Annotated in this window: 22 protein-coding genes and 2 pseudogenes; 6 read left to right on the forward strand and 18 right to left on the reverse strand. The window is 72.4% G+C overall.

The features are described from left to right. Positions 1–12: 12 nt before the first annotated feature. The 6 genes and pseudogenes from ACLF6P_RS04300 to ACLF6P_RS04325 all read right to left on the reverse strand — a co-directional run. Entirely contained in the window at positions 13–600 is a 588-nt protein-coding gene (locus ACLF6P_RS04300) for a hypothetical protein (RefSeq protein ID WP_415948267.1), read from the reverse strand. Between the two features lie 163 nt (positions 601–763). Next, positions 764–1,561 carry a type III pantothenate kinase gene (locus ACLF6P_RS04305; protein WP_415948193.1) on the reverse strand — a complete coding sequence of 266 codons (798 nt, stop codon included), beginning with the start codon at positions 1,559–1,561 and terminating at the stop codon, positions 764–766. Then, positions 1,561–2,559 carry a carboxylating nicotinate-nucleotide diphosphorylase gene (gene nadC, locus ACLF6P_RS04310; protein ID WP_415948194.1) on the reverse strand — a complete coding sequence of 333 codons (999 nt, stop codon included), beginning with the start codon at positions 2,557–2,559 and terminating at the stop codon, positions 1,561–1,563. The genes ACLF6P_RS04305 and nadC overlap by 1 nt, the downstream gene beginning before the upstream one ends. 182 nt (positions 2,560–2,741) lie before the next feature. Then, a pseudogene (locus tag ACLF6P_RS04315) lies at positions 2,742–4,499 on the reverse strand (L-aspartate oxidase); the annotation flags it as partial. Continuing rightward, positions 4,496–5,509 (reverse strand): pantoate--beta-alanine ligase, encoded by a 1,014-nt coding sequence (gene panC / locus ACLF6P_RS04320; protein ID WP_415948196.1) that lies wholly within the window; start codon positions 5,507–5,509, stop codon positions 4,496–4,498. The gene panC and the pseudogene ACLF6P_RS04315, both read right to left, overlap by 4 nt. A gap of 287 nt (positions 5,510–5,796) precedes the next feature. Continuing rightward, positions 5,797–6,729, reverse strand: a pseudogene (locus ACLF6P_RS04325) (Rossmann-like and DUF2520 domain-containing protein); the annotation flags it as partial. A 409-nt stretch (positions 6,730–7,138) separates the two neighbouring features. Here ACLF6P_RS04325 and ACLF6P_RS04330 point away from each other — a divergent pair. Together ACLF6P_RS04330 and ACLF6P_RS04335 are read left to right on the forward strand one after the other, a co-directional pair. Further along, entirely contained in the window at positions 7,139–8,263 is a 1,125-nt protein-coding gene (locus ACLF6P_RS04330) for a threonine aldolase family protein (protein WP_415948268.1), read from the forward strand. A gap of 279 nt (positions 8,264–8,542) precedes the next feature. Next, positions 8,543–9,667 carry a DUF5937 family protein gene (locus ACLF6P_RS04335; protein WP_415948198.1) on the forward strand — a complete coding sequence of 375 codons (1,125 nt, stop codon included), beginning with the start codon at positions 8,543–8,545 and terminating at the stop codon, positions 9,665–9,667. Between the two features lie 10 nt (positions 9,668–9,677). On the opposite strand, the gene ACLF6P_RS04340 is transcribed toward ACLF6P_RS04335, so the two are convergent. The 6 genes from ACLF6P_RS04340 to ACLF6P_RS04365 all read right to left on the reverse strand — a co-directional run bounded on the left by ACLF6P_RS04340 (position 9,678) and on the right by ACLF6P_RS04365 (position 15,467). After that, on the reverse strand, positions 9,678–10,373 hold the full coding sequence (locus ACLF6P_RS04340) for a response regulator transcription factor (RefSeq protein WP_415948199.1): 696 nt from the start codon (positions 10,371–10,373) through the stop codon (positions 9,678–9,680). Between the two features lie 160 nt (positions 10,374–10,533). Beyond that, a complete protein-coding gene (locus ACLF6P_RS04345; RefSeq protein ID WP_415948200.1) occupies positions 10,534–11,271 on the reverse strand; it encodes a hypothetical protein in 738 nt (245 codons plus the stop codon). Beyond that, positions 11,249–11,884 carry a matrixin family metalloprotease gene (locus ACLF6P_RS04350; protein WP_415948201.1) on the reverse strand — a complete coding sequence of 212 codons (636 nt, stop codon included), beginning with the start codon at positions 11,882–11,884 and terminating at the stop codon, positions 11,249–11,251. The genes ACLF6P_RS04345 and ACLF6P_RS04350 overlap by 23 nt, the downstream gene beginning before the upstream one ends. A 197-nt stretch (positions 11,885–12,081) precedes the next feature. Next, the gene (locus ACLF6P_RS04355; protein WP_415948203.1) at positions 12,082–13,284 is read right to left on the reverse strand and encodes a sensor histidine kinase; all 1,203 of its coding nucleotides are present in this window, start codon (positions 13,282–13,284) and stop codon (positions 12,082–12,084) included. A 207-nt stretch (positions 13,285–13,491) separates the two neighbouring features. Then, positions 13,492–14,832 (reverse strand): PH domain-containing protein, encoded by a 1,341-nt coding sequence (locus ACLF6P_RS04360; protein WP_415948205.1) that lies wholly within the window; start codon positions 14,830–14,832, stop codon positions 13,492–13,494. 104 nt (positions 14,833–14,936) lie between these two features. Next, complete coding sequence (locus tag ACLF6P_RS04365) at positions 14,937–15,467, reverse strand: PH domain-containing protein (protein ID WP_415948207.1); 531 nt, start codon at positions 15,465–15,467, stop codon at positions 14,937–14,939. 153 nt (positions 15,468–15,620) lie between these two features. On the opposite strand from ACLF6P_RS04365, the gene ACLF6P_RS04370 reads away from it, so the two are divergent. Beyond that, positions 15,621–16,781, forward strand: coding sequence for an NADH-quinone oxidoreductase subunit D (locus ACLF6P_RS04370; RefSeq protein WP_415948209.1), 1,161 nt, complete (start codon positions 15,621–15,623; stop codon positions 16,779–16,781). On the opposite strand, the gene ACLF6P_RS04375 is transcribed toward ACLF6P_RS04370, so the two are convergent. The 5 genes from ACLF6P_RS04375 to ACLF6P_RS04395 form a co-directional block, all read right to left on the reverse strand. Continuing rightward, positions 16,746–17,906: an SAM-dependent methyltransferase gene (locus tag ACLF6P_RS04375; RefSeq protein ID WP_415948210.1), complete on the reverse strand. Its 1,161-nt coding sequence runs from the start codon at positions 17,904–17,906 to the stop codon at positions 16,746–16,748. The two genes, ACLF6P_RS04370 and ACLF6P_RS04375, sit on opposite strands and share 36 nt — an antisense overlap. Before the next feature lie 58 nt (positions 17,907–17,964). Further along, on the reverse strand, positions 17,965–18,957 hold the full coding sequence (locus ACLF6P_RS04380; protein WP_415948211.1) for a hypothetical protein: 993 nt from the start codon (positions 18,955–18,957) through the stop codon (positions 17,965–17,967). A gap of 205 nt (positions 18,958–19,162) precedes the next feature. After that, a complete protein-coding gene (locus ACLF6P_RS04385) occupies positions 19,163–20,131 on the reverse strand; it encodes an ABC transporter substrate-binding protein (RefSeq protein ID WP_415948212.1) in 969 nt (322 codons plus the stop codon). 125 nt (positions 20,132–20,256) lie between these two features. After that, a complete protein-coding gene (locus tag ACLF6P_RS04390; RefSeq protein WP_415948214.1) occupies positions 20,257–20,934 on the reverse strand; it encodes an ABC transporter permease in 678 nt (225 codons plus the stop codon). Further along, positions 20,931–21,662, reverse strand: a complete 732-nt coding sequence (locus tag ACLF6P_RS04395; protein WP_415948215.1) for an ABC transporter permease — start codon at positions 21,660–21,662, stop codon at positions 20,931–20,933. The genes ACLF6P_RS04390 and ACLF6P_RS04395 overlap by 4 nt, the downstream gene beginning before the upstream one ends. Positions 21,663–21,794: 132 nt before the next feature. Here ACLF6P_RS04395 and ACLF6P_RS04400 point away from each other — a divergent pair, with 132 nt between their 5' ends. From ACLF6P_RS04400 to ACLF6P_RS04410, 3 genes are all read left to right on the forward strand, one after another. After that, positions 21,795–22,955, forward strand: coding sequence for an ABC transporter ATP-binding protein (locus tag ACLF6P_RS04400; protein ID WP_415948216.1), 1,161 nt, complete (start codon positions 21,795–21,797; stop codon positions 22,953–22,955). A 139-nt stretch (positions 22,956–23,094) separates the two neighbouring features. After that, positions 23,095–24,051 (forward strand): dihydropteroate synthase, encoded by a 957-nt coding sequence (gene folP / locus ACLF6P_RS04405; RefSeq protein WP_415948218.1) that lies wholly within the window; start codon positions 23,095–23,097, stop codon positions 24,049–24,051. After that, positions 24,048–24,500 (forward strand): nuclear transport factor 2 family protein, encoded by a 453-nt coding sequence (locus ACLF6P_RS04410; RefSeq protein WP_415948219.1) that lies wholly within the window; start codon positions 24,048–24,050, stop codon positions 24,498–24,500. The genes folP and ACLF6P_RS04410 overlap by 4 nt, the downstream gene beginning before the upstream one ends. A gap of 58 nt (positions 24,501–24,558) precedes the next feature. On the opposite strand, the gene ACLF6P_RS04415 is transcribed toward ACLF6P_RS04410, so the two are convergent. Then, positions 24,559–25,044, reverse strand: a complete 486-nt coding sequence (locus ACLF6P_RS04415; RefSeq protein WP_415948269.1) for a DUF3180 domain-containing protein — start codon at positions 25,042–25,044, stop codon at positions 24,559–24,561. Positions 25,045–25,118 lie beyond the last annotated feature (74 nt).

Consider the following 25,118-nt stretch of genomic DNA (forward strand, 5'->3'; position numbering starts at 1 on the left):
ATCCCCCGGGGCTCAGCCCACCGCGCGCTTCTGCGGCGGTTCGGCCGGGGCGGGTGCCGGGCGGCGCTTGGGCGGGAAGACCTCGCCCGGGGTCGGCACGGGTCGCGCAGGCGCCGGGCGCTGCGGCTGCTGCGGGCGCTGCGGCCGCTCCGGCGCCGGTTCCCCGGCGGCCCGGCCGCCCGGCAGGGCCAGCAGCCTGGTGCGCGAGAGCGGGACCGTACGCCCGGAGAGCTTCGCGCGTACGGCGGCCTCCGCGAGCGAGCGGCAGCGGTCGAGGAGGGCCGCGGCGACCGGGTTGCCGCGCAGGGCGCGCAGGGCGGCGAGGTCGTCGGGAACCGGGCGGTGGCCGGCGGCCAGGGCGTCCGCGAGGAGTTCGAGGTACCCGGCGGCGGAGCCGGGCAGGGCCTGGCGGTAGCGGACCAGGTCGGCGAACAGGAACGCGCGCAGCCGTTCGCTCTCCCGTACCGCTTCGTCGAGGCCGGCCGCGAGACGCAGGCAATCGTGCGCGGCGGCCGTGTCGGGGGCGTCGGCGTGGTCGGTCTTCAGGGCGATGGCGAGGGCGCCTTTGAGCACACGCAGCTCGTCTGCGCTGAACGCCATGCCGCCGCAGGATCCGTAGGGCGTGGGCATGAAGCGACGATACGCACTAATCGGACAAGAATGGTTTAAAGCGGCCATTGGTGGGCGCGTTGCCGGAGGCTGCCGTGCCCCCGACGGACACCGCAGGACCCTCCGGCAGAGCTGCCGGAGGGTCCTGCGGCCGTCACCCCCGCGCCACGTTCCGCTCGTACACCAGGCGCAGCCCGATCAGCGTCAGCCAGGGCTCGTGCTCGTCGATGACCGTGGAGTCGGCGAGGACCAGCGGGGCCAGGCCGCCCGTGGCGATGACCGTGACGTCGTCCGGGTCGTCGGACAGCTCCTTGGCCATCCGGTTGACCAGGCCGTCGACCTGGCCCGCGAAGCCGTACAGGATGCCGGACTGCATGGCCTCGACGGTGTTCTTGCCGATGACGTTGCGCGGACGGTTCAGCTCGATCTTGCGCAGCTGGGCCGCGCGGACGCCGAGCGCCTCGACGGAGATCTCGATGCCCGGGGCGATGACCCCGCCCACGTACTCGCCGCGCGCGCTGACCGCGTCGAACGTGGTCGCCGTGCCGAAGTCGACGACGATCGCCGGACCGCCGTACAGCTCGTTCGCCGCGACCGCGTTGATGATGCGGTCGGCGCCGACCTCTTTCGGATTGTCGAAGAGGATCGGCACGCCCGTCTTCACGCCCGGCTCCACGAGGACGGCCGGTACGTCGCCGTAGTGGCGGCGGGTGACCTCGCGCAGCTCGTGCAGCACGGACGGGACCGTGGAGCAGATCGCGATGCCGTCGATGCCGTCGCCGAGCTCCTCGCCGAGCAGCGGGTGCATGCCCATCAGGCCGTTGAGCAGGACCGCGAGCTCGTCGGCGGTGCGGCGCGAGTCGGTGGAGATGCGCCAGTGCTCGACGATCTCGTCGCCGTCGAAGAGGCCGAGGACCGTGTGTGTGTTTCCTACGTCGATGGTGAGCAGCATCAGACGTCAGCCCCGCTGGCCTCGCGCAGGTCGAGGCCGATGTCGAGGACCGGCGCGGAGTGGGTGAGCGCGCCGACCGCGAGGTAGTCGACGCCGGTCTCCGCGTAGACGCGGGCGTTGTCGAGGGCGAGGCGGCCGGAGGACTCCAGGAGCGCGCGTCCCTTGGTGAGGGCGACGGCCTCGATGGTCTCCGAGGGCGTGAAGTTGTCCAGGAGGATCAGGTCGGCGCCCGCGTCGAGGACCTCGCGCAGCTGGTGCAGGGTGTCGACCTCGACCTCCACGGGCAGGTCGGGGAACCGGGTCCGTACGGCCTCGAAGGCCTGCGCGACGCCGCCGGCCGCCACCACGTGGTTGTCCTTGACGAGGGCCGCGTCCGAGAGGGACATGCGGTGGTTGACCCCGCCGCCGCAGCGCACCGCGTACTTCTCCAGGGCGCGCAGCCCCGGGGTGGTCTTGCGGGTGTCGCGGACCTTCGCCTTCGTGCCCTCAAGGGCGTCCGCCCAGGCGCGGGTCGCGGTCGCGATGCCGGAGAGACGGCCCAGGATGTTGAGCGCGCTGCGCTCGCCGGTCAGCAGGTCGCGGGTGCGGGTGGTGACGCTGAGCAGCTTCTCGCCGGGCTCGACGCGGGCGCCGTCCTCGACGTGCCGCTCGACCTCGAAACTGTCCTCGCAGACGATCGACAGGACGGCCTCGGCGATCCTGAGGCCCGCGACCACACCGGCCTCGCGGGCCGTGAAATCGGCGGTGGCGACGGCGTCCTCGGGGATCGTGGCGACGGAGGTGACGTCCACGCCGCCGTCCAGGTCCTCGGCGAGCGTCATGTGCGCGATGTCCTCGACCAGTACGGGGTCGAGGCCCGCCTCGGCGAGCAGGGCCGCGAGCGCGGGGTCGAGACCGCACTCCGTCGCGGCCTCGTCGCCGCAGGCGCAGCCGTCGCCGCACCCGCCGCTCGCTTCGGTGGCGCCTTCGGCTTGGGCAAGGGGGAGGTCGGTGCTCACTGCTGCTCCTGGAGGTCGAGCGCGGTCCGGTCCGGGGTTTCGGTGGCGGGCACGGTGGGCGGGTCCGTTGCGGGCACGGCGGAGGCGTCCGTTGCGGCGGCGGAGGGGTCCGTTGCAGGCACCGCGGAAGCGTCCGTGGCGGCCGCGGAGGGGTCCGTGGCGGCCGCGGAGGGGTCCGTGGCGGGCACGGTGGGTGGGAAGGATGCCGTGGCGGTGGTGTGCACGGCCAGGGAGCGGTCGGGGTTCAGAGTGACGACGATGTGCTTGCGCCAGTTCACCTCGTCCCGCTCGGCGTGGTCCTCGCGCCAGTGACAGCCGCGGGTCTCCGCGCGGCGCCGCGCGGCCGCGACCAGGATCCGGGCGACACACAGGAGGTTGGTGGACTCCCAGGTGTCGGTGCCCGGCTCGGCGGTCCTACCGTGCTCGGCCAGCGAGCCGCGGGCCTCGGCGTGGATCGCCTCGATCGCCTCGGCGGCCTTCGCCAGCGATTCGGCACTGCGCAGCACGCCCGCGCCCTCGGTCATGATCCGCTGGATCGCGAACCGCGCCTCGGCGGGCAGCAGCGGATGCTGCGGTACGTCGGGCTGCGGTACGGGCGCGGGGGCGCCGGGGCCGGTCAGGGCCCCGGACGCTCCCGCCGTGCGCGCGGTGATGTCCTCGGCGATGCGCTCGGCGTACACGAGGCCTTCGAGCAGCGAGTTGGAGGCGAGCCGGTTCGCGCCGTGCACTCCCGTACAGGCGACCTCGCCGCAGGCGTACAGGCCGGGGACCGTCGTACGGCCGCGGCGGTCGGTGCGGACGCCGCCCGAGGCGTAGTGCGCGGCGGGGGCGACCGGGATGGGCTCGGTGACCGGGTCGATGCCATGGGCGCGGCAGGCGGCGAGGATCGTGGGGAAGCGGTGCTCCCACATCTCGGCCCCGAAGTGCCGCCCGTCCAGGTACATGTGGGTGGCACCCTGCTCCTGCATCCGGCGCATGATGCCCTTGGCGACGATGTCGCGCGGGGCGAGCTCAGCAAGTTCGTGCTGCCCGAGCATGAAACGGACCCCGTCGGCGTCGACGAGGTGGGCGCCCTCACCGCGTACCGCCTCGGAGACCAGCGGCTGCTGGCCCTCGGCGTCCGGGCCGAGGAAGAGCACGGTCGGATGGAACTGCACGAACTCGATATCGCTGATCTCCGCACCCGCGCGCAGCGCGAGGGCCACGCCGTCGCCGGTGGAGACCGAAGGGTTGGTGGTCGCGGAGAACACCTGGCCCATGCCGCCGGTCGCGAGCACCACAGCCCGCGCGTGCACGGCGCCCACACCGTCCTGCGCGCCCTCGCCCATGACGTGCAGCGAGACGCCGGCGGTGCGGCCTTCGGCGTCGGTGAGCAGGTCGAGGACCAGGGCGTTCTCGATCGTACGGATCCGGCCCGCGGGCTCGGGGGCGTCGCCGGCGTACTTGGCCGCCTCGACCAGGGCGCGGGAGATCTCCGCGCCGGTCGCGTCGCCGCCCGCGTGGGCGATACGGCGGCGGTGGTGGCCGCCTTCTCGGGTCAGCTCGATGGTGCCGCCCGCGTCGGTGTCGAAGCGGGCGCCGGTGGCGATCAGGCGGCGTACCGCGTCCGGGCCCTCGGTGACCAGGAGCCGTACCGCCGCCTCGTCGCACAGGCCCGCGCCCGCGACGAGCGTGTCGTCGAGGTGCTGCTCGGGGCTGTCGCCCTCGCCGAGCGCGGCGGCGATGCCGCCCTGCGCCCAGCGCGTGGAACCGTCGTCGAGGCGGGCCTTGGTGACCACGACCGTGCTCAGGCCCGCGGAGGCGCAGCGCAGCGCGGCGGTCAGGCCCGCGACACCGGAGCCGACCACGACGACATCGGCGTCGATGGACCAGCCGGGGGCGGGGGCGTGCAGCCGTATGCCGGTGGTGGTGTGCTTGGCGTGCGTGGGGGCCGGGGTCATACGGCGGCTCCGTGGTCCGGGAGGCTCGCGGCTCCGAAGGTGAGCGGGATGTTGTCGATGAGGCGGGTGCTGCCGACCTTCGCGGCGACGGCGAGGATCGCCTCGCCCGTGAAGGCGTCGTCGATCTCCGTGAAGTCGGCGGGGTCGACGAGCGCCAGGTAGTCGAGGGCGAGCGGCGGGCCGGCCTTCGCCGCCTCGTCGAGGACGGCACGGGCGGCGGCGCGGACCGCCGACGGGCCACCGTTGTGGGCCTGCGCCACGGCGTGCGCGTCGGCCGCCGCGCGGGCCTCGCCGAGCGCGCCGAGCGCCTGCGCGCGTTCGCGCGTGGCGGGGGCGGCCTGGGCGCGGGCGTGCAGCGCGCGCTGGGCGGTGAGGCGGTCACGGCCCGCGAAGAGCGCGGCGGACAGGGCGAGCGCGGTCCGGCGCTCGGCGGTCGAGAGGTAGCGGTTGCGGGAGGACAGCGCCAAACCGTCCTCCTCGCGGACCGTCGGTACGCCGATGATCTCGACCGGGAAGTTCAGGTCCCGCACCATGCGGCGGATCAGGGCGAGCTGCTGGGCGTCCTTCTGCCCGTACAGCGCGATGTCCGGGGCCGTGAGGTGGAGCAGCTTGGCGACGACCGTGAGCATGCCGTCGAAGTGGCCGGGGCGGGTGGCGCCTTCGAGGACGGTGCCCATGGGGCCCGCGGCGATGCGGACCTGGGGCTCGCCGCCGGGGTAGACCTCGTCGGCGAAGGGCGCGAAGACCGCGTCCGCGCCGGACCGGCCTGCGATCTCGAGGTCCGCGTCGAGGGTGCGGGGGTACCGGTCGAGGTCCTCGCCCGCGCCGAACTGCAGCGGGTTGACGAAGACGGTGACCAGGACCTGGCCGCGCGGGCCCGCGAGCTCGCGGGCGCGGCGGATCAGGGTGGCGTGGCCCTCGTGCAGGGCGCCCATGGTCATCACTACGGCGCGGTGGCCGTCGTAGGGGAGTTTGCGCAGGTCGTCGGCGGTGCGCAGGAGGGTGGTCATCGGTCTGTTCCACCTGTTTCGTGCGGGCCGCCTGTTCCGTGCGGGCCGTCCGTGCCGTGCGGGCCGTCCGTGCCGTGCGGGCCGTCCGTGCCGTCCGGGCCGTCCGTGCCGTCCGGGCCGTCCGGACGGTCCGGACGGTCAGTGGTTTCCGGGCCGTTGAGGTCGTCCGGTGTGGCGGGGGTGCCGGTCCCGTGGGTCCCGTGGGTCCCACCGGTCGCGGTCGGTCCGGCGGGTCCGGTCGGCCTGCCCGGAGCGTCGGCTTCGCCGCTCCCGTTGCCCCCGTTGCCCCCGTGGCTCCCGTGGCTCCCGTTGGCCAGTACGCCGAGCAGGTCCTCGGCAAGTTCCGGCTTGAGCAGGCCGTGGGCGAGGGCGCGGTCGGCCGTGGCGCGGGCCATCGCGAGATAGCCGGCGACTGTTTGCGGCGCGTGCTTGCGCAGTTCGGTGACATGCGCCGCGACGGTGCCCGCATCGCCGCGCGCCACCGGCCCGGTGAGGGCCGCGTCGCCCGAGCGCAGCGCATTGTCGAGGGCCGCGCCGAGCAGCGGGCCGAGCATGCGGTCCGGGGCGGTGACCCCGGCCTGGCTGAGCAGCTCCATGGACTCGGCAACCAGGGTGACCAGGTGGTTCGCGCCGAGGGCGAGGGCCGCGTGGTAGAGCGGGCGGGCGGATTCCTCGATCCACTCGGGCTCGCCGCCCATCTCGATCACCAGTGCCTCGGCGGCAAGGCGCAGCTCCTCGGGCGCGGTGACGCCGAAGGAGCAGCCCGCCAGGCGCTGTACGTCGACGGGGGTGCCGGTGAACGTCATCGCCGGGTGCAGGGCGAGCGGCAGGGCGCCGGCACGCAGGGCAGGTTCGAGCACCTTCGTCCCGTAACGCCCCGAAGTGTGCACGAGCAGCTGCCCCGGGCGGACCGCGCCCGTCTCCACCAGGCCCTCGACCAGGCCAGGCAGGGCGTCGTCGGGGACGGTGAGCAGCACGAGCTCGGCGCGCGCGAGGACCTCGGCGGGGGTGACCAGGGGAACGTCGGGCAGCATCTCCCGCGCCCGGCGCACCGAGGCCTCACTGACGCCGGAGACGGCGACCGGGCGGTGCCCGGCGAGCTGCAGGGACGCGGCGAGCGCGGGACCCACCCGGCCCGCGCCCACGACGCCGACGGTGAGGCGGGCGGGGCGCTCGCTGGGGTCCGGGTGCCCGGGCCCGGGGAGGTGGCTTGTGTTCACGGGACGACGGCCTTCCGTTCCAGTCCGCTCGGGGTACCGGACGCTTCCGTGCGCTCGGGCAGCTCGGTCTGCTGCTCGAGGATTCTCGTCATGTTAACGCTAGGGGGTACGGCGGGCTTCGGCTGTCCACAGGGCAGGGATCTTCCGATCGGTTCCGCGCAGAGAGTTATCCACAGGCTGTGCGCGGTCGGACGGGTGTGCGGGAAGATCTGTGGACGGACCGGAACGACTTCGGTGGAAAGGGGTGGGCGCGGTGGACTCCTACGGAGAGGCGGGCGCTGTGGGCGGCCAGGGTGCCGCGGGTGGGGCGCGGGACGTTGAGGGTGCCGCAGACCAGGTGCGGGACCGGGTGCGGGATGTTGAGCATGCCGCGGACCCGGTGCGGGACCGTGCGGGTGACGCCGCGTCGATGCAGGATGCGGGCGAGCGGCGGCGGGCCGCGCTGCGGGCGGCCCGGCGCACTCTCGCGCGACCGTCCGTGGACCGTACGCTCGCGGACGGCCTGGAGCGGCTGATGCGCAGGGCGCCCGAGGTGTACGACCTGGGGCGGGGCTGCGACGTCTATGGCGACGGGATCGTCGAGGAACTGGAGCGCCGGGTCGCCGCCCTGCTCGGCACCCAGGACGCGGCGTTCTTCCCGACCGGCACGATGGCCCAGCAGATCGCCGTACGGGTATGGGCGGCCCGCACCGGTGACCCTGCCGTCGCCCTGCACCCGCTCGCCCACCCCGAGCAGCACGAGCGGGACGCGTTCTCCGTGGTCGGCGGGGTGCGCACCGTACATCCGACCGGTGAGCGCCGGCTGCCCACGGCCGATGAGATACGGGACTTCGAGGAACCCTTCGGCACGCTGATGCTCGAACTCCCGCTGCGGGAGGCCGGGTTCGTGCTGCCGCCGTGGGAGGAGCTGACAAGGACCGTGGAGGCGGCGCGCGAGCGGGACGCGGTGGTGCACTTCGACGGCGCGCGCCTGTGGGAGTGCACCGAGCATTTCGGCCGCCCGCTCGACGAGATCGCCGCGCTCGCGGACAGTGTGTACGTCTCGTTCTACAAGTCCCTTGAGGGGCTCGGCGGTGCGGCGCTCGCCGGCCCGCACCACTTCATCGCCGAGGCCAAGGCCTGGCGGCACCGCTACGGCGGCCAGATATTCCAGCAGTACCCGACCGTGCTGTCGGCTCTGATCGGGCTCGAGGACGAACTGCCGCGCCTGCCCGCGTACGTGCAGCATGCGCGGGTCGTCGCACAGGCGCTGCGGGAGGGCTTCGAGAAGGCCGGCGCTGCCTACGTCCGGGTCCACCCGGAGGTGCCGCACACGCACCAGTTCCAGGTATGGCTGCCGTACCCGGCGGCGGAGCTGGACGAGGCTTCGGTACGCCTGGCGGAGGAGACGGGGTCGGCCCTGTTCCGTCGCTGGTCTGCCTCCGAGGCACCGGGCATCTCGGTCACGGAGGTCACGGTGGCGGGTCCGGGCCTCGCATGGACGGCGGCGGACGTGCGGGAGGCGGTGGCGGAGTTCGTGCGGCGGCTGGGGTGAGGCGAGGGGTGCGGGGTGCGTCGGCAGTAGGCGCGGGCGACGACCGCGGGGGCGGTCGGCCGTGGGCGAGCAGCGGTCGCGAGTCCGGTCGGCCCTGGGCGAGCGACGGTCGCGAGTCCGGTCGGCCGTGGGGCCGGTCGGCCGTGGGCGGGCGTCTGGCATCGGGCTCCGGGGCAGCGGCTGCGGGCGAGCGCATGACGCCTTCCGCGAGGCGCGTCGATTGACGCTGGGTGTCAATCGGGGACCGGGTACCAGGGCCTGCGGGGCAGACTGGGGCGCATGAGCTTCGTCCTCGACATCAGCGCCCTGCCGCAGGACCGGCTGCACGAGCGGATCGCCGTCGCGCCCTCCCCGCTGGGCGAGCTGAGCATGACCCTGCACGCGCTGTCCGAGCCCGGCCACCACCCGGGGCTCCAGGGCTGGGCCACCTCCGTGATGGCCGGGCTCGACCAGTGCCTCGCGGAACGGCTGTGCGAGGCGGAGTTCCTGTGGCGGTCCGCGTTCTCGGACATCTTCCTGCCGTTCTCCGGCCTGGCCGATCCCGAGGCCATCCCGGCCGGGACGCTGGCAGAGGAGCTCGATCAGCTGGACAAGCTGGAGGACGAGCAGTTCGTCGACGCGGCCCTGGAGTTCACCTGCACCCTGGCCTACGGGAAGAGCGCCTCCGCGCCGCTGCTCAGCGATGCGGCCGCGCGGCAGCGCGTGTTCGAGCTGGCCGCGAGCCGGGGCAGCCGCCAGGTGCAGTTCACACAGCGGTTGCTCGATGATCCGCCGGCCGTGCGCGGCTGGATCCGGCGACTGCTGCTCGACTGCGAGGAGGCCTTCTTCGGGGACGTGTGGGCGCGGGTTCAGCATCAGCTCGCCGCCGACGCACGGCACAAGAGCGAGCTGCTGCGACGCAAGGGGCTCGGGGCGGCGCTGGCCTCCGCGTCGAAGGCCCTCAGCCTGTCCGCGGACGAGCGGAAGATCGAGATCGACAAGCTGGTGGTGGGGAGCGCGGCGATCGCCGAGGGCGGGACGCTGCGGCTCGTGCCCACCGTGATGGGCCGCCCGCACCTGCTGGTGCTGCACCGGTACGGGTGGACCCCGGTGATCCACTACCCGGTCGCCGCCGAGGCACTGTCCTCGGCAGCTTCGGTGGAGGAGCTGACGCGGCGGATGGAGGCGCTGGCGCATCCCGTGCGGATGCGGCTCTGCCGGAACCTCGCGCGGGCGGCGTACACGACCAGTGAGCTGGTGGATGTGCACGGGATGAGTGCGCCGGAGATCTCGCGGCATCTCGCCGTGCTGCGGAAGGCCGGGCTGATCACGGCCCGGCGGCGTGGGCGCTACGTCCTGCACCAGCTGGACCTGTCCAAGGTGGCCCGGCTGGGCAGCGATTTCCTCGAGGGTGTGCTGCGATGAGGTGCGGAGGCTATCCCCCGGCCCGTACGAGCCCCGTCTCGTAGGCCAGCACGACAACCTGGACGCGGTCGCGCAGGCCCAGCTTGGTGAGGATGCGGCCGACGTGGGTTTTGACCGTGGCCTCGGAGAGGACCAGGCGGGCGGCGATCTCGCCGTTGGACAGGCCCTGGGCGACGAGAACCATGACCTCCTTCTCACGGCCGGTGAGGAGGTCCAGCTCCTTGTGGGCGGGCTGGGCCGACGTGTTCGGGAGCATCGGGGCGAAGCGGTCGAGGAGGCGCCGGGTCGTGGACGGCGCCACCACCGCATCGCCGCTGTGCACCGCGCGGATCGCGCCGAGGAGTTCGCCGGGCGGCACGTCCTTCAGCATGAAGCCGGACGCACCCGCCTTCAGTCCGGAGAAGGCGTATTCGTCGAGGTCGAACGTGGTCAGGATGAGCACCTTCGGCGGCCTGTCCTGCGCGCAGATGCGGCGGGTCGTCTCCACCCCGTCGAGCTTCGGCATCCGTACGTCCATGAGGACCACGTCCACCGCCGTGGTCCGCAGCACCTCGAGCGCTTCCACGCCGTCGCCCGCCTCCGCGACCACGTCCATGTCCGGCTGCGCGGCCAGCACCATCCGGAACCCGGTGCGCAGCAGCACCTGGTCGTCGACCAACATGACTCGTACACGCCCTGCGGGGGCACCTGCCGCTTCGTCTGCCATCCGACCAGCGTAGGCGCGGCTTCGGCCGGACGGCTCATGCCGTGGACGGATATGAAGCAATACCCGAGCATGAGGGAAGCCCCGGTCAGCGCACGGGTGGCGCCGACCGGAGCCGTTCGATCCGCCGGGGAAACCGGCGGATCCTCACGAAGGGGCAGCGCTACGGTCGGTTCGACAGCAAAGCGTCCGCGTCCACGGTCTTCTCCCAGGCCGAGTTCGGCCGCTTCCCCGGCCAACCGAACTCCGTGCCGGAGGACTTGTGTGCGGCATCGGCCCCGGCGGCGGCTTTCAGTCGTGCGAGGCCGATGTAGTGCCCCTTGGTGTCCGTGTCGTCCGCCACGACGATCAGGACGCGGTCGCCGGTGCTTGCCGGTTCGATGCCGTTGAAGACGTATTCGACGGTCTCGGCAAGCTCCTTCTTGGTGAGCTGACGCCCCAGCTTGCCCTCGAAGTCCGAGCGCACCTGCTCGACCGTGACGATTCCGCCCTGCTCGCGCACCTGGACGGTCTTGGGCGCAAGCGGGTTGCGCTGCCGCTCCACCGAGAGCGTGAGGATGGTCTCGACCGTGTTCTCGGGCCCGGTCACCACGGAACGGGTGGCCGTGACAGTTCCGCTGATGACGTTGCTGATCCCCGGCTGCCCTGCGAATGCCGCGAGGCTCGGGGTGTCGAACTGGCGGGTGAGCGCCGCTTCCAGCCGTACCGTGTGGTCCGCGTTCCGCTTCTGCACCGAGGGCCCCTGCGCCTGGGACGCGGAGCTCTCCGCCTTCGCGGGTGTCGTGGGTTGCGCGTCTGCCGAGCAGGCGGTCAGCACCAGCGGGAGAGCGAGACCGGCCGCGAGGACGCCGCAGGCGGTACGGCGCCGGGCCACGGTGTCAGTAGAGGTAGTTGATGCCATTCCTGTCATCCTTTTGCGGCTTGTCGTATGCGGTGCCGGATATCCCCGAGTACATCAGGGTGCTTGAGCTGCTCGTATGCGCGAGCCCCATGACGTGACCATGCTCATGCGCGATGATTCCGTCCCGATGGCTGGACGGGCCGCACGCATCGGCGTTCCGCAGGAGCGGATCGATGGTGACCTTCCCCCACCACCAGTTGCTTGCGTTCGGGTCGACGGTCCTCGTGTCGATGTACATCGCAGTGATCGCGCAGTACCAGCCGCTGCTGGTGGAGCGCCGATAGAAGTCCATTCGACTCTGGCTCTTCGTCGAGGTCCTGAGGTACCACACCTTGGTGTCCGTGGTGTCGTTCCAGTGCTTCACCCCCGCAGGGATCGCCACGGGGTGGTAGTTCTCGGCGGTCGAGTCGAGCCAGTAGTACTGGTAGTTGATCCCGTAGGTGAGCCGGTGCCCGTTGAATGTGCTGTACGCGCTCGCGGGGGCCCCTGTGGCGACGACGAGGCCGAACGCGAGCGCGAGCGAGGGTACGGCCGCCCACGCGAGCCTGAGAAGCTTCTTCCAACTTGCCCTGCCACGCGGTGTCGCCGAGGTGCTCGGCACGTCATCCGTCACGGTTCCCATCCCCTGTCCGTCCCCCTGGTAGGCATGCCGTCCTGCTTCATCGGCGTTGAACGATGGGCGGCTTGGCACTTACCTTCGGTAACTTCACAGGGTTGACAGCGGGTTTCAAGCGTCGGCCCACAAGGTGACGTGATCATGCCAGTTGTTATCGCAAGCGTGTCCGAAACCGCACACCTGGCAGGAGAGGGTCAGTGGGCCGGGCGGAGGGGCAGGAGGGCGCTGATGCGGAAGCCGCCCCCGGGGCGCGGGCCGGCGTCCAGGGTGCCGCCGACCATGCCGACGCGTTCGCGCATCCCGATCAGCCCGTGGCCGCGGCCGTCGGCGCCCCCGTCCTCGTACAGCTCGTGCGGTGCGCCCTTGCCGTCGTCCTCGACGAGCAGGCCGAGGCCGTCGTCGAAGTAGACGATGCGCACGCTCGCCCCCGCGTGGGCCCCGCCGTGCTTGCGCGTGTTGGTGAGGGCCTCCTGGACGATGCGGTACGCGGTGAGCTCGACGCCGCTGGGCAGCGGGCGCGGGGTGCCCTCGACCTTGAAGTCGACGGTGAGGCCGGATTCGCGGCACTGGCCGATCAGCTCGTCGATCTGCTCGACATCGGGCTGCGGCACGTACTCCCCGGCCTCGGCGGGCTCCCCGGTACGCAGCACGCCGAGCAGCCGGCGCATCTCGGCGAGGGCCTGGCGGCCGGTGCCGGAGATGGTCTCCAGGGCCTTCTTCGCCTGGTCGGGCGCCTGGTCCATGACATACGCGGCGCCGTCGGCCTGGACGACCATCACCGACACGTTGTGCGCGACGACATCGTGCAGCTCGCGGGCGATCCGGGCGCGCTCGGCGGCGACGGCGACCTTCGCCTGCGCCTCGCGCTCCTTCTCCAGGCGCGCGGCGCGCTCCTCCAGCTGCGCGAAGTAGGCGCGGCGGGTGCGCAGCGAGTCGCCGAGGACCCAGGCGAGGACGAAGGGGACGGTGAGGACGGCGGCGAGGAAGATGTTCCCCGCGGTGCCCGCCCTCGTCTCGTGCCAGCGGATCTGGGCGATCGGGGCGGCGACCAGGCCGCCGACGAGGGCGAAGCGGCGCGCCCAGGCGACGTGGCGGGTGGCGACCGTGTAGATGATCACGAGCATCGCGAAGTTCGCGACCATCACGTCGATGTCGGTGATCAGCTGGAGCAGACCACCCGCCGCGGACAGCAGCAGCATCTTCTCCGGGGCGAGGCGCCGCAGGGCGACGACGACGCACTGCACGAGGACGAGCACAAGGCTCGCGGCGAGCGGTTCACCGCTCCCCTGTTCGGCCTCCGAGACCACCGCGAGGCCGGTCACCAGGAACAGCACGACAGCCCAGAAGCTGTCGACACCGATCGGGTGCCTGCGGAGGAAGTCGTAGAAGCGCTGCACGTAACCCAGCGTAGAGACGGGCGGCACGTGCTGGGGTCAACCGCAGGGGCGATACGTGAACGGGACTCGTACTCCCCAAGGTGGAGGCGTTGTCGACCACTGAGACGGGGCTGCCCGGCCATGGGGCGGAGCTGCCCGGCCATGGGGCGGAGCCGCCCGGCCGACGCGCGGCCATTGCCCGGCCGGTCTGAGGGCCGGGCCCGGTCCTCACACCCGTTCGCCCGACATCCACCGGTCCGGAGCGGCCGTCCGCCTCCCCGTGCGGGAGCGTTCGGCCTGGGACTCCAGAAGCGCCGAGGCCTCCGCGGCCGGGCGCAGACGGGCCGCGACCGAGGTGTTGGCTCCGGTCTCGACATGCACATCGGCCAGCCCGTGACGCCGCATCCACGGCCCCTGCCACCGCCGTACGCTCTGCACCTTGGCGTGCGGGACCAGGGACAGCTTCCGGCGCAGCAACCCGTGCCGGGCCGCGAAGACGGTCTCGGTGACGGCGAGCCCGTGGCCGCGCCACCACAGCGGCACGCACCAGCGGGCGGCGGCCGGCGGGCGGGACAGGTCGGCGGCGGAGGGCACCACGACGCCCGGCAGGATGCGCTCGATCACCGCGTCGGCCACCTCGCGCGGGGCCACGGGCACCAGCACGTCGTTCGAGGAGCCCGCGACGTCGAGCTCGATCCGTACCCAGCCGCGCCGCCGCCACAGCAGCGGCTCCACGACGTGCACGGTCTGCACCCGGCCCGGCGGCACCGTCTCGTGGGCCTTGTCGAGCAGGCCGTGGTCGAGCCGCAGCCCGTCCTGGGACGCGCCGACCGTCCAGTCGTACTCCTTGATGAACCGCCCGACGCTGCTCGCCGCGGCCGCGCCGAGCAGCGGCAGTCCGGTGCCGACGAGCGCCGGGAGGGAGTGCGTGAGGCTCCACAGGATCACGGGCACGGTGATCCCGCTGATCACCCAGGCCCACATCCCGCCGGACAGGACCAGCGACATGGCGAGCATCCGCGGTGGTACGTGGAGGACGGCCGCGGCCGGGGCCTCGCCGACCGTACGGGCGTGCTCGGGGGCGAAACCGGCCGCGCGGGCGAGGAGCTCCGCGCGCAGGGCGCGGGCGTCGGGTTCACTCAGATAGGCGAGTTCGTCCTTGCTGTCGGTGCCGATGACGTCCATCTTCAGCTTGGCGACGCCCAGGAATCGGGCGAGCAGCGGCTGGTTGAGGTCGACGGCCTGCAACCGGTCGAGGCGGATATGCGCGGTGCGGCGGAAGATCAGGCCGGTACGGATGCGCAGCTCGGTGTCGGTGACCGAGAAGTGCGTGAACCACCAGCTGAGGAAGCCGTACAGCGAGGCGACGACGACGAGCGCGAGACCGGCGAGCACCACCGTCCCGGCGGCGAGCTCGGAGGCCTTCCGGTAGGCGCCGTCCGGGTCGTGCACGGCCCAGCCGGCGCCGACCGCGACGGGCGCCCAGGCGCGGCGCAGCGGGGTGACCGGGTGCAGGCGGCGCTCCACCGAGGCCGCCTGCTCCGCCGCGTCGTCCTGGGTTGTGGACATCGCGGAGGCCTCAGTCCCCGGCTCGGCCAAGGCCCCCCTGCTCGGCTCTGCCAAGACCTCCGTCTCCGGCTCCGCGGATGCCCCCGTCCCCGGCTCCCCCGTGCTCACAGCCCCGCCGATCGTGCCTCGCCGAGCTCGGTCAGGCGGTCGCGGAGGCGTTCGGCCTCGGCCGGGTCGAGGCCGGGGATGGTGGCGTCGGTGGCGGCCGCCGCCGTGTGCAGCTGCAGCGAGGCGAGCCCGAACCTGCGCTGCAGCGGACCCGACTCCACCTCCACCAGTTGCATCCGGCCGTACGGCACGACCGTCTCCTCGCGCCACATCACGCCGCGCTGGATCAGCAGGTCGTCCGCGCGTTCCGCGTACCGCCAAGAGCGCCAGTTCCGGCCGAGCATCGGCCAGCCCCACACCAGGAAGAACCCGGGGACCAGCGCGAACAGCGCCCATCCCGGGCCGGCGAACAGGCCGGTGAGCAGCGCGGTCGCGAGAGTGATCGGGCCGAGCCACAGCACGAGCAGCAGGCGCCGAAGGCGGAGCATCGCGACGGGCAGCCCGTGCCAGCCGGGGTCCGGCCGGACCGGCTCGTCCCCGGACGTCCGCGGCTCCCCGGACCCGGGCACGCCTGCTGACCCGGGCATACCTGCGGACCCGGCCGTGTCCCCGGGCGGCCGAGCCGTCTCCCCGGGCGGCCGAGCCGTGTCCCCGGACCGGGCCGCATCCCCGGACATCTGTGTCATCCCCGTATCCCCTGCCTTCACGCCTACCAGCCTACGTACGTCAGACTGTGCGCCATGAGTCCCAAGACGGATCCGCAGACGGCAACGGTCGGTATCGGCGGAGCCGCGGAGAGCACCGACATGGTGCTCAACATCGGCCCCCAGCACCCGTCCACGCACGGCGTGCTGCGCCTGAAGCTGGTGCTCGACGGTGAGCGCATCGTGCAGGCCGAGCCGGTGATCGGCTATATGCACCGCGGCGCCGAGAAACTCTTCGAGGCGCGTGACTACCGGCAGATCGTGATGCTCGCCAACCGCCACGACTGGCTCTCCGCCTTCTCCAACGAGCTGGGCGTGGTCCTCGCCGTCGAGCGGATGCTCGGCATGGAGGTCCCCGAGCGTGCGGTCTGGACCCGGACGCTGCTCGCGGAGCTGAACCGCGTCCTCAACCACCTCATGTTCCTCGGCTCGTACCCCCTCGAACTGGGCGGCATCACCCCCGTCTTCCACGCCTTCCGCGAGCGCGAGGAGCTCCAGGCGGTCATGGAGGAGGTCTCCGGCGGCCGGATGCACTTCATGTTCAACCGGGTCGGCGGCCTCAAGGAGGACCTGCCGCTCGGCTGGACGCGGCGGGCCCGCGAGGCCGTCGCCTCGGTCCGCTCGCGGATGGACGTCTACGACAACCTCGTCCTCGGCAACGAGATCTTCCGAGGCCGCACCCGCGGCGTCGGCGGCCTGACCGCGCGGGCCGTCCACGCATACGGGGTGAGCGGACCGATCGCACGCGCCTCCGGCGTCGACTTCGACCTGCGCCGCGACGAGCCGTACCTCGCGTACGGGGAGCTGCAGTCGACGCTGCAGGTGGCCACGCGGCAGGAAGGCGACTGCCTGGCCCGCTTCGAATGCCTCCTGGAGCAGACCCACAACTCCCTGGACCTGGCGGACGCCTGCCTCGACCGGATGGCGGACCTGGCCCCCGGTCCGATCAACCAGCGCCTGCCGAAGGTCCTCAAGGCGCCCGAGGGCCACACGTACGCGTGGACCGAGAACCCGCTCGGCATCAACGGCTACTACCTGGTCTCCAAGGGCGAGAAGACCCCGTACCGCCTCAAGCTCCGCTCGGCCTCGTACAACAACATCCAGGCCCTGATCGAGCTGCTGCCCGGCACCCTGGTGGCGGACATGGTGGCGATTTTGGGCTCACTGTTCTTCGTGGTCGGCGACATCGACAAGTAGGACCTGCCCGGCAGGCCCCGCCGCCTCGCCGGGCAGGCCGACCGGCTGCAGAAGCCAGCCGAAGTCGCCCAGGCCGCCGCGCGCGGTCAGTTCGGCGGCCTCGCCCGCCTCGGCGAGGGCGCGTACGTATCCGGCCGGATCGCTCGTCGCCAGCGCGAGCGGCGGCCTGCCGCCGTGCACGCCGAGCGCCCGCAGGGCCTCCCGCTGCGTCAGGAGTACGGAGCCGGGGATGCCGGCGTGGGCGGCGCAGGCGTCCAGCGCCACGTGCGCGGTGATGTCACAGCTGCCGTCCGGAACGGGCCGGCATGCGCGGCCGTCACGGAAACCGGTGAGGGTGCCGAACACGGGCCGCCGCCCGGCCGTGTGCGCGTAGTCGACGGCGACGGCGAGCCCGCCGCGCACGGACCGCACGGCTCCCGCCCAGGCCTCGTCCCGCGGCCAGCCGATCTCGGCCCGGCTGCCGGGCTCGGCGCGATAACCGGGCTCGGTTTCATGACCGGGCTCGGTTTCACGACCGGGCTCGGCTCCATGACCCGGCTCGGCTCCATGACCCGGCTCGGCTCCATGACCCGGCTCGGCTCCATGACCGGGCGCGCCCGTGAGGGGCCACCACCGTGTGAGCCACTGTGCGTCCGGGCCGTCCGCGAGCGGCTCGCCGAGCGTTTCGGTGCCGTCCTCGGCCACGCGTACGAGGCGGGCGATTCCGTCGCCGTCGACCTCGGCCACGTCCACGGGCACGTTGTCCAGCCACTCGTTGGCGAACAGCAGTCCGTTGATCCCCTCGGGGATCCGGTCGGTCCACTCGATCCGCCGGTCACCGAGCTCCCGAGGCCGCGCCGCCCGCTCGACGGCGTACGCGGCCGTCCGCGCGGCCACCTCCGGCTCCAGCGCGTCCAGCACGCCCTGGACCAGCTCCCCGCGCCCGGCGCCCACGTCGACGAAGTCGAGCGTGGCGGGGTGCCCGAGGGCGCGGTCCACGCGCGTGAGGAGGACGGCGACGGCCCGGGCGTAGAGCGCGGAGGCGTGCACGGAGGTACGAAAATGAGCCGCGGGCCCCTCGGCCCGGAGGTAGAACCCCCCGGGGCCGTACAGGGCCCGCTCGGTGGCATTGCGCCAGGTGTCCATCCAGCCCCTCCGCCGCGGTCCGGGCCTTACGGACCCGTGGGTGCCGGCCGGGGCGGCTCTACGAGAGGGCCGACCTCAGCCCGGCGACATCGATCTGCTCGGTCTCATCATGGACCGTGAGGTCGATGACGGAACCGACGCCCCGCTCCGCGGCCCCGCGGTCCTTGAACTCGCCCTCGCCGGAAGCCTTGTGCAGCGCGAGCGCCTCCGCCCCCACCACATCCGCGAGGTCCTCGTTCTGCACCGCCGCGATCGCCTCCGGGCTGCTCCCCGCCTTCGTGCCGAAGAAGTCGAAGCCGCCGACGAGCGGCCTGCGCACCGGCGCCTGCGGCACCACGGCCGCCGCGGGCCGGCTCGCCGGGGGCAGTGCGGCGGCGGCCGGACGCGTGTGTGCGACGGCCGCCTCGGACTTCCCCTGCTCCCCGGCCACCTCGGACTCCCCGTCCGGCGTGCCGCCCGAAGCGGCGCCCGCGGCCCGCTGCTGCGGCACCCGTGCCAGCGCGTCAAGCGCGGCATTCGCCTTCAGATACAGCGCTACCGTCCCCCGCGGCACGGCCCCGTCCCCGTCCGCGGGCGGCAGTGCCTTCGCGGGCCCGGTCGCCTCGATGGCCAGCCTGCGCCGCCCTTCGAGGGCGCTGGCCCGCTCCGTCTCCGCCGTCGCATAACGGCGCAGCAGCGCCGCGTGCTCGCCGCGCAGCGCGGCGAGTTCGCCACGCTTGGAACGCAGCCGGGCCTCGAGCTTGCCGCGCAGTTCGCGCGATTCCTCGAGGTCCGTCTCCAGTTCGGCGATGTGCTCCTCGTGCTTCCACTCGTCGCTCGCCCGGGCCCGGGTCAGCTCGGCGACCTGCTTGCCGGCGAGCCGGTCCCAGCGGCGCATGACGACGGCTCCGGTCACGGCGCAGGCACCGGCGACGCCGGCGAGCAGGCGCAGCGCCAGGGTGTCCGGAACCAGCCAGGTACTCGCCGCGGCGAGTACGGACACGGCCGCGATCGCCGACGGGGGAAGCAGTCGGTGCAGTGGTGGGGAATGGCGGTGGCGTCCACGTGGCATGGCCAGAAATTTACCGCGCGTACGCAGCGGCCGTAGCCCCGCCCGGCAATCTGTTCCCTTCCGGTTACTCATCTCCGTATCCGGAACGCGCCCCGCCGATTGCCGCGGAACTCCGCGGCGCGCAGCCGACGGAACGCGCGACGCAGCCCGGGGCGACTCCACGGCACGCCCGCCACGCAACTCCACCGCCCTGCCCCGGCTTCCGCTACTTCTCGATCAGCCCCTTCGATTCCAGGTACTCCTTGGCCGCCTCGGCTTCCTTCACGCGTTCCGCATCGACCTTGCGGTTGAGCTCGGTCAGGTCCTCGGTGGTGAGGACCTCGGTCAGGGCGGCCAGCGCTTCCGCGATCGCCTTGTCGCCCGCGTCCTTCGTGTTCAGGACCGGCAGCACGTTGTCCGCGTTCTGCAGGTTCTTGTCGTCCTCCAGGAGGACCAGGCCGAAGCTCTCCAGGGTCGCGTCCGTCGTCGTGGTGAGCACCAGCTGGTCCTCGCCGTTCTTCACGGCCTGCTTGGCCTGCGGGGTGCCCACGCCCTTGGGGTCGATCCCGGCCACGTCGATGCCGTAGGTCTTCTCCAGGCCCGGCGCGCAGAAGATCCGCACCTCGCACTCCTCACCGGCGGCGATCCGTACCTCGAGCTTCGAGGCGCCCAGATCCGACAGGGTCCTGAGGTCGTTCTTCTCCGCGAATTCCTTGCTGACCGCGAAAGCGTTCTGATCGACCGCCTCGCCGGCCGGCAGCACGGTCAGTCCGCGCGGAGTGGCGAGCTTGGTCAACTCTGCGACCGTCTTGACCACATCGCTGGATGCGAGAGGCTTCTCCTCGGAGGCATTCGGCCCGTTCACCTTGGTGTTGAGGAATTCCGTGAGCGTGGCCGCGTACTCGGGAACGATGTCGATCTCGCCTTTTTCCAGGGCCGGTTCATAGAGTTCCCTGGTTTCCACCGTCTTGATCGACGTGTCGTAACCGGCCTCGGAAAGCACCTGCGCGTACAGCTCGGCGAGCACCTTGGACTCGGTGAATCCGGCCGAACCCACCACGAGCGAGCCCTTCTTGCCGCCGCCGGAACCCTTGTCCTCCAGGCTGTCACCGCCGCACGCGGTCAGCCCCGCACCGAGCGCCACCACCAGGGCCGTGGCCGCCGCCGTCCGTATGCCACGCGGGAAGTTGTTCATGAGTGAGTCCACCATCCACAGTTGTCACGGATCAGAGAGTTGTCACGGATCAGAGTTGTCACGGATCGGGTCCGCCGGATCAGAGTTGTCACGGATCGCCGTACGTCACCAGGGCTTCGAGCGAATCAGACCGCCGCCGTACGCCCGCGCATCGGGTCGAACCAGCGTCCGGCCAGCACGAGCACCAGTTCCACCAGCAGCGCGAGCACGGCGACGAGCAGCGCACCGGCCACCACCTGCGAGGTGTTCTGCACGGTGAAGCCGTACGTGATGATCCGCCCGAGCCCGCCCTCCCCCGCCATCGCGGCGAGCGCCGCGGTCGCCACGAGCTGCACGGCCGAGGCACGGAGCCCGGTCATGATCAACGGGTACGCCAGGGGCAGTTCGACCCGCAGGAACAGCTGCCCGCCGCTCATGCCCATCCCGCGCGCCGCCTCGACGACCGAGCGGTCGACCTCGCGCATCCCGAGATACGCGTTGGTGAGCAGCGGCGGCACCGCGAACAGGACCAGCGCGATCAGCGTCGGCAGATCGCCGTGCCGCCCGAGCGGGGTGAGCGTGAGCAGCACGAGGATCGCCAAGGTGGGGACCGCACGGCCGATGTTGGAGAGGTTGACCGCGAGCGCACCGCCCTTGCCGATGTGCCCGAGCCAGAGCGCGAGCGGCAGCGCGATCAGGCAGGCCACGCCGAGGCAGACCCCGGTGAAGTACAGATGTTCGGAGAGGCGGTGCCACACCCCCTTCTCGCCCTGCCAGTTGGCACTCGTGGTCAGCCAGTCCAGCGCACCCGAGATCGCGTTCATACCGGTTCAGCCGCCTTTGCCGTCCGCGCGTCACGTATTCGCCCGCCCGGCGCCGGACCGCCGCGCACCCGGGTCCAGGGCGTCAGCACTCGCTGGAGCAGCAGCAACAGCAGATCGGCGGCGATCGCGAGCACCACGCACAGGACGGAGGCGGTGAGCACCTGCGCCTTGAAGTTGCTGTCGAGGCCGTCCATGATCAGCGTGCCGAGCCCGCCGTAGTCGACGAGCGCCCCGACCGTGGTCAAGGCGACCGTGGACACGGTGGCGATCCGTACGCCCGCGAGGATCGCCGGGAGCGCGAGCGGAAGTTCGACCTCCCACAGCAGCCGCGCCGGACCGTAGCCGAGCCCGCGCGCCGCCTCCTTCGCCTCCTGGGGCACCGCTTCGAGGCCCGCCATCACATTCCGCACGAGAACCGTCAGCGAGTAGAGCACCAGGCCCGTGATCACCAGGGCCGGCGAGAGGCCGAAGAGCGGAAGGAGCAGCGAGAACATGGCGAGCGACGGGATCGAGTAGAGCACCGTCGTCAGCGTGAGCACCGGGCCCGCGAAGGCCTTGCCGCGGCGCGCGAGGAGCGCCAGCGGAAAGGCGACCAGCAGGCCGATCACCACCGAGGCGAGGGTGATCCAGACATGCTGGACCGTCGCGTCGATCAACTCCTGGCTGCGCGTGTCGAGATACTCGCCGCACACCCAGTCATTCGCCACCAGGCAGCTGCCCTGACTCACGGCGCTCACCTCCCCCGTCCGCGCCGAACTCATGTCTGACTGGCGACCCTAAACCCACCCACTGACAATCGCCGAGGCCGGTGGTCCTGGAGCACCATGGCGTTCACAACGAGCCCGGCACAATGGGGAGTCATGATCCGGTTCGAGCACGTCAGCAAGCGGTACGCCGATGGCACCACCGCCGTGGACGACCTGTCCTTCGAGGTCGCGGCGGGTGAACTCGTCACCCTGGTGGGCCCGTCGGGCTGCGGCAAGACCACGACGATGAAGATGGTGAACCGGCTGATCGAGCCGAGCTCCGGGCGCATCCTCCTCGACGGCGAGGACATATCCGAAGTCGATCCGGTCCGGCTCAGACGCCGTATCGGCTATGTGATCCAGCAGGTCGGCCTCTTCCCGCACCGGACCGTCCTGGAGAACACGGCGACCGTCCCGCATCTGCTCGGCTGGAGGAAGGCCGCGGCCCGTGAGCGCGCCGCCGAACTCCTCGACCTCGTCGGCCTCGACCCCGGCGTGCACGGCGCGCGCTATCCGGAGCAGCTCTCCGGCGGCCAGCGCCAACGCGTCGGGGTGGCCAGGGCGTTGGCGGCCGATCCGCCCGTCCTCCTCATGGACGAACCCTTCGGCGCGGTCGACCCGGTGGTGCGTGAGCATCTGCAGACCGAGTTCCTGCGCCTGCAGCAGGAACTGCACAAGACGGTCCTCTTCGTCACGCACGACATCGAGGAAGCGGTGCGGCTGGGCGACCGTATCGCCGTCTACGGGCAGGGCCGCATCGAGCAGTACGACGCGCCCGCCGCCGTGCTCGGGGCGCCCGCCACCGGCTATGTCGCCGATTTCGTCGGCTCCGACCGCGGCCTGAAACGGCTGTCGGTCACCCCGGTCGAGGAGGGCGACCTGGAGCAGCCCCCCGTCGTACGCCTGGAGGACTCCGCGAAGAGCGCCGCCGAGCGGATGCGCGGCGAAAGCGCGGGCTGGGCGGTGGTCCTCGACGCGGCGGGCGATCTGCACGGCTGGGTCGGCGCCGCGCACCTCACCTCCGGCACGGTGGCCGACCACGCGCGACGGATGGAGGCCTGGCTGCCCGTCGGCGCTTCGCTGAAGCGGGCGTTCTCCACGATGCTGCAGCACGACGCGGGCTGGATCGCCGTGATCGACGAGGACCTGGGGGGCCGCTTCCTCGGCGTCCTGACCCCCGCCACCCTGCACGAGGCCCTCCGCCGCTCCACGGCGGCGGACGCGCGCGACATCAGCCGGGCGGAGGTGGACCTGGAGTCGGTGAGCGGAGCCTGAGGCTTCCGCGGGAGCCGAGGTCCACGCGGGGACTGAGGCCCACGCGGGCGCCGAGGTCCGCTCGGGGACTGAGGCCCACGCGGGCGCCGAGGCCCACGCGGGGCGACGGCGGGCTCCGCACAGCACCTAGGCTTGAAGCATGAGTACGTCGCACGCCCGAGGACATGTCGAGGGCCTACCCGATTGGGACCGCTGCGCGGTCATGGGCGTGGTCAACGTGACCCCCGACTCCTTCTCCGACGGCGGCCGCTGGTTCGACACCACCACCGCGGTCAAGCACGGACTCGATCTGGTCGCCCAGGGCGCCGATCTGGTCGACGTCGGCGGCGAGTCCACCCGCCCCGGCGCCACCCGCGTCGACGAGGACGAGGAGCTGCGCCGGGTCATCCCGGTCGTCCGCGGCCTCGCCTCCGAAGGCGTCACCGTCTCGGTCGACACCATGCGCGCCCGCGTCGCCGAGCAGTCGCTCGCGGCCGGCGCCCTCCTCGTCAACGACGTCAGCGGCGGCCTCGCCGACCCGGCGATGATCCCGGTCGTCGCCGAGGCCGCGGCGCCGTTCGTCGTCATGCACTGGCGCGGCTTCAGCAAGGACATGAACAGCCTCGCGGTGTACGAGGACGTGGTCGGCGAGGTCCGCACCGAACTCCGCGCCCGCCTGGACGCGGTCATCGCGGGCGGCATCGCGCCCGAGCGGATCGTCGTCGACCCCGGCCTCGGCTTCGCCAAGAACGCCGAGCACGACCTGGCCCTCGTCGCCCACCTGCGGGAACTGCGCGCACTCGGCCACCCGGTCCTGGTCGCGGCCTCCCGCAAACGTTTCCTCGGCCGCGTCCTGGCCGCAGGGCCCGAGGCGGCCCCGCCGCCCGCCCGCGAACGGGACGCGGCGACCGCGGCGGTCTCCGCGATCGCCGCCCACGAAGGCGCCTGGGCGGTCCGCGTCCACGACGTACGCGCCACCGCGGACGCGGTGCGCGTGGCCCGCGCCGTCGAAGGCGCCGGAACGCCGCCGCGGCCGGCCGCCGCGGCCGAGAACGCCGAAGGCCCGCCGGATCCCGCCGCGGCGCGGCCCCACCCCACTCCCGAAGGAGACAAGTGACCTCACCCGTGGACCTCGAAGCCGTCGAGCGGGCCAATACCGCCTTCTACGAAGCGATGGAGCGCGGCGACTTCGAAGCGCTGTCCGAGCTGTGGCTCGGCGGCGACGAGGGCGAGGGCGTCACCTGCGTCCACCCCGGCTGGCCGGTGCTCACCGGCCGCGGCGAGGTTCTCCGTTCGTACGCCCTGATCATGGCGAACACGGAGTACATCCAGTTCTTCCTGACGGACGTCAAGATCTCTGTGAACGGCGATACGGCCCTGGTCACCTGCACGGAGAACATCCTGAGCGGCGCGCCCTCCGAGGAGGCCGGGGAGCTCGGCCCCCTGGTCGGCCAGCTCGTCGTCGCCTCCAACCTCTACCGCCGCACCGGCGACGGCTGGCGGATGTGGTCCCACCACGCCTCCCCGGTCCTGGCGGAACGGGACGAGGAGGAGGAAGAGGGCTGAGAGGGGGGAGGGCTGAGAGGGGGAGGGCTGAGAGCGTGTCGGCGAACCGCCGTCCGGATCAGGCCGCCGCGCCCTCCGTGTCGTCGTCCTCCGGGAGCCTGCAGACGCGCTCCAGGAACAGCGCCGCGGCGACCACCGCGATACCGGCCACCACCGCGAAGGCTGCATAGATGGCCTGATCGCGGCGGGCCGGGACGTCCAGATAGGCCAGGAGGAACACACCGACCCCGCCGTAGACGCCGCTGACCAGCGAGGACACCAGGGCGCTCGCCTGGCCGAAGACCACCGCGCGGGCCGCCATCATCGGCTCGACGCCCTTCGCCCCGGGGACGCGGTCGCGCTGGGCCCGCAGCCGGGCACGGAGCGAGAGCGCGGTGGCCGCCAGAACGGCGGCGATGGCCGCCAGGACGATGGGGGCGGCCAGCGGGACACTCGGCAGGGTGCCCAGCGAGTTCTGTGCCACCAGCAGCTTGGAGAGGCCCCAGGACAGGATGCCGGCGACCACGAAGAGGCCCGCCAGGGTCCTGATGCGCAGCTGCTTCACGAGTGACTTCGCCTCCACGGGCGGGGCTCCCCACCCTCGTACGGTCCGGCCTCGTACGGTCCGGACGGGCGCCG

It is taken from the genome of Streptomyces lothianensis (genome assembly GCF_047779955.1).
Classification (GTDB): Bacteria; Actinomycetota; Actinomycetes; order Streptomycetales; family Streptomycetaceae; genus Streptomyces.

What these genes read in the sequence shown, in the direction of transcription:
- ACLF6P_RS04335 (WP_415948198.1), top strand. Translation starts at nt 8,543, where the DNA reads ATGAGCTTCGTCCTCGACATCAGCGCCCTGCCGCAGGACCGGCTGCAC.
- ACLF6P_RS04300 (WP_415948267.1), bottom strand. Translation starts at nt 600, where the DNA reads ATGGCGTTCAGCGCAGACGAGCTGCGTGTGCTCAAAGGCGCCCTCGCC.
- ACLF6P_RS04385 (WP_415948212.1), bottom strand. Translation starts at nt 20,131, where the DNA reads ATGAACAACTTCCCGCGTGGCATACGGACGGCGGCGGCCACGGCCCTG.
- ACLF6P_RS04380 (WP_415948211.1), bottom strand. Translation starts at nt 18,957, where the DNA reads ATGCCACGTGGACGCCACCGCCATTCCCCACCACTGCACCGACTGCTT.
- panC (WP_415948196.1), bottom strand. Translation starts at nt 5,509, where the DNA reads ATGACCACCCTCCTGCGCACCGCCGACGACCTGCGCAAACTCCCCTAC.
- ACLF6P_RS04370 (WP_415948209.1), top strand. Translation starts at nt 15,621, where the DNA reads ATGAGTCCCAAGACGGATCCGCAGACGGCAACGGTCGGTATCGGCGGA.
- ACLF6P_RS04330 (WP_415948268.1), top strand. Translation starts at nt 7,139, where the DNA reads ATGCAGGATGCGGGCGAGCGGCGGCGGGCCGCGCTGCGGGCGGCCCGG.
- ACLF6P_RS04365 (WP_415948207.1), bottom strand. Translation starts at nt 15,467, where the DNA reads ATGCCCGGGTCAGCAGGCGTGCCCGGGTCCGGGGAGCCGCGGACGTCC.
- ACLF6P_RS04345 (WP_415948200.1), bottom strand. Translation starts at nt 11,271, where the DNA reads ATGGCATCAACTACCTCTACTGACACCGTGGCCCGGCGCCGTACCGCC.
- ACLF6P_RS04305 (WP_415948193.1), bottom strand. Translation starts at nt 1,561, where the DNA reads ATGCTGCTCACCATCGACGTAGGAAACACACACACGGTCCTCGGCCTC.
- folP (WP_415948218.1), top strand. Translation starts at nt 23,095, where the DNA reads ATGAGTACGTCGCACGCCCGAGGACATGTCGAGGGCCTACCCGATTGG.
- ACLF6P_RS04375 (WP_415948210.1), bottom strand. Translation starts at nt 17,906, where the DNA reads ATGGACACCTGGCGCAATGCCACCGAGCGGGCCCTGTACGGCCCCGGG.
- ACLF6P_RS04400 (WP_415948216.1), top strand. Translation starts at nt 21,795, where the DNA reads ATGATCCGGTTCGAGCACGTCAGCAAGCGGTACGCCGATGGCACCACC.
- ACLF6P_RS04340 (WP_415948199.1), bottom strand. Translation starts at nt 10,373, where the DNA reads ATGGCAGACGAAGCGGCAGGTGCCCCCGCAGGGCGTGTACGAGTCATG.
- ACLF6P_RS04360 (WP_415948205.1), bottom strand. Translation starts at nt 14,832, where the DNA reads ATGTCCACAACCCAGGACGACGCGGCGGAGCAGGCGGCCTCGGTGGAG.
- ACLF6P_RS04390 (WP_415948214.1), bottom strand. Translation starts at nt 20,934, where the DNA reads ATGAACGCGATCTCGGGTGCGCTGGACTGGCTGACCACGAGTGCCAAC.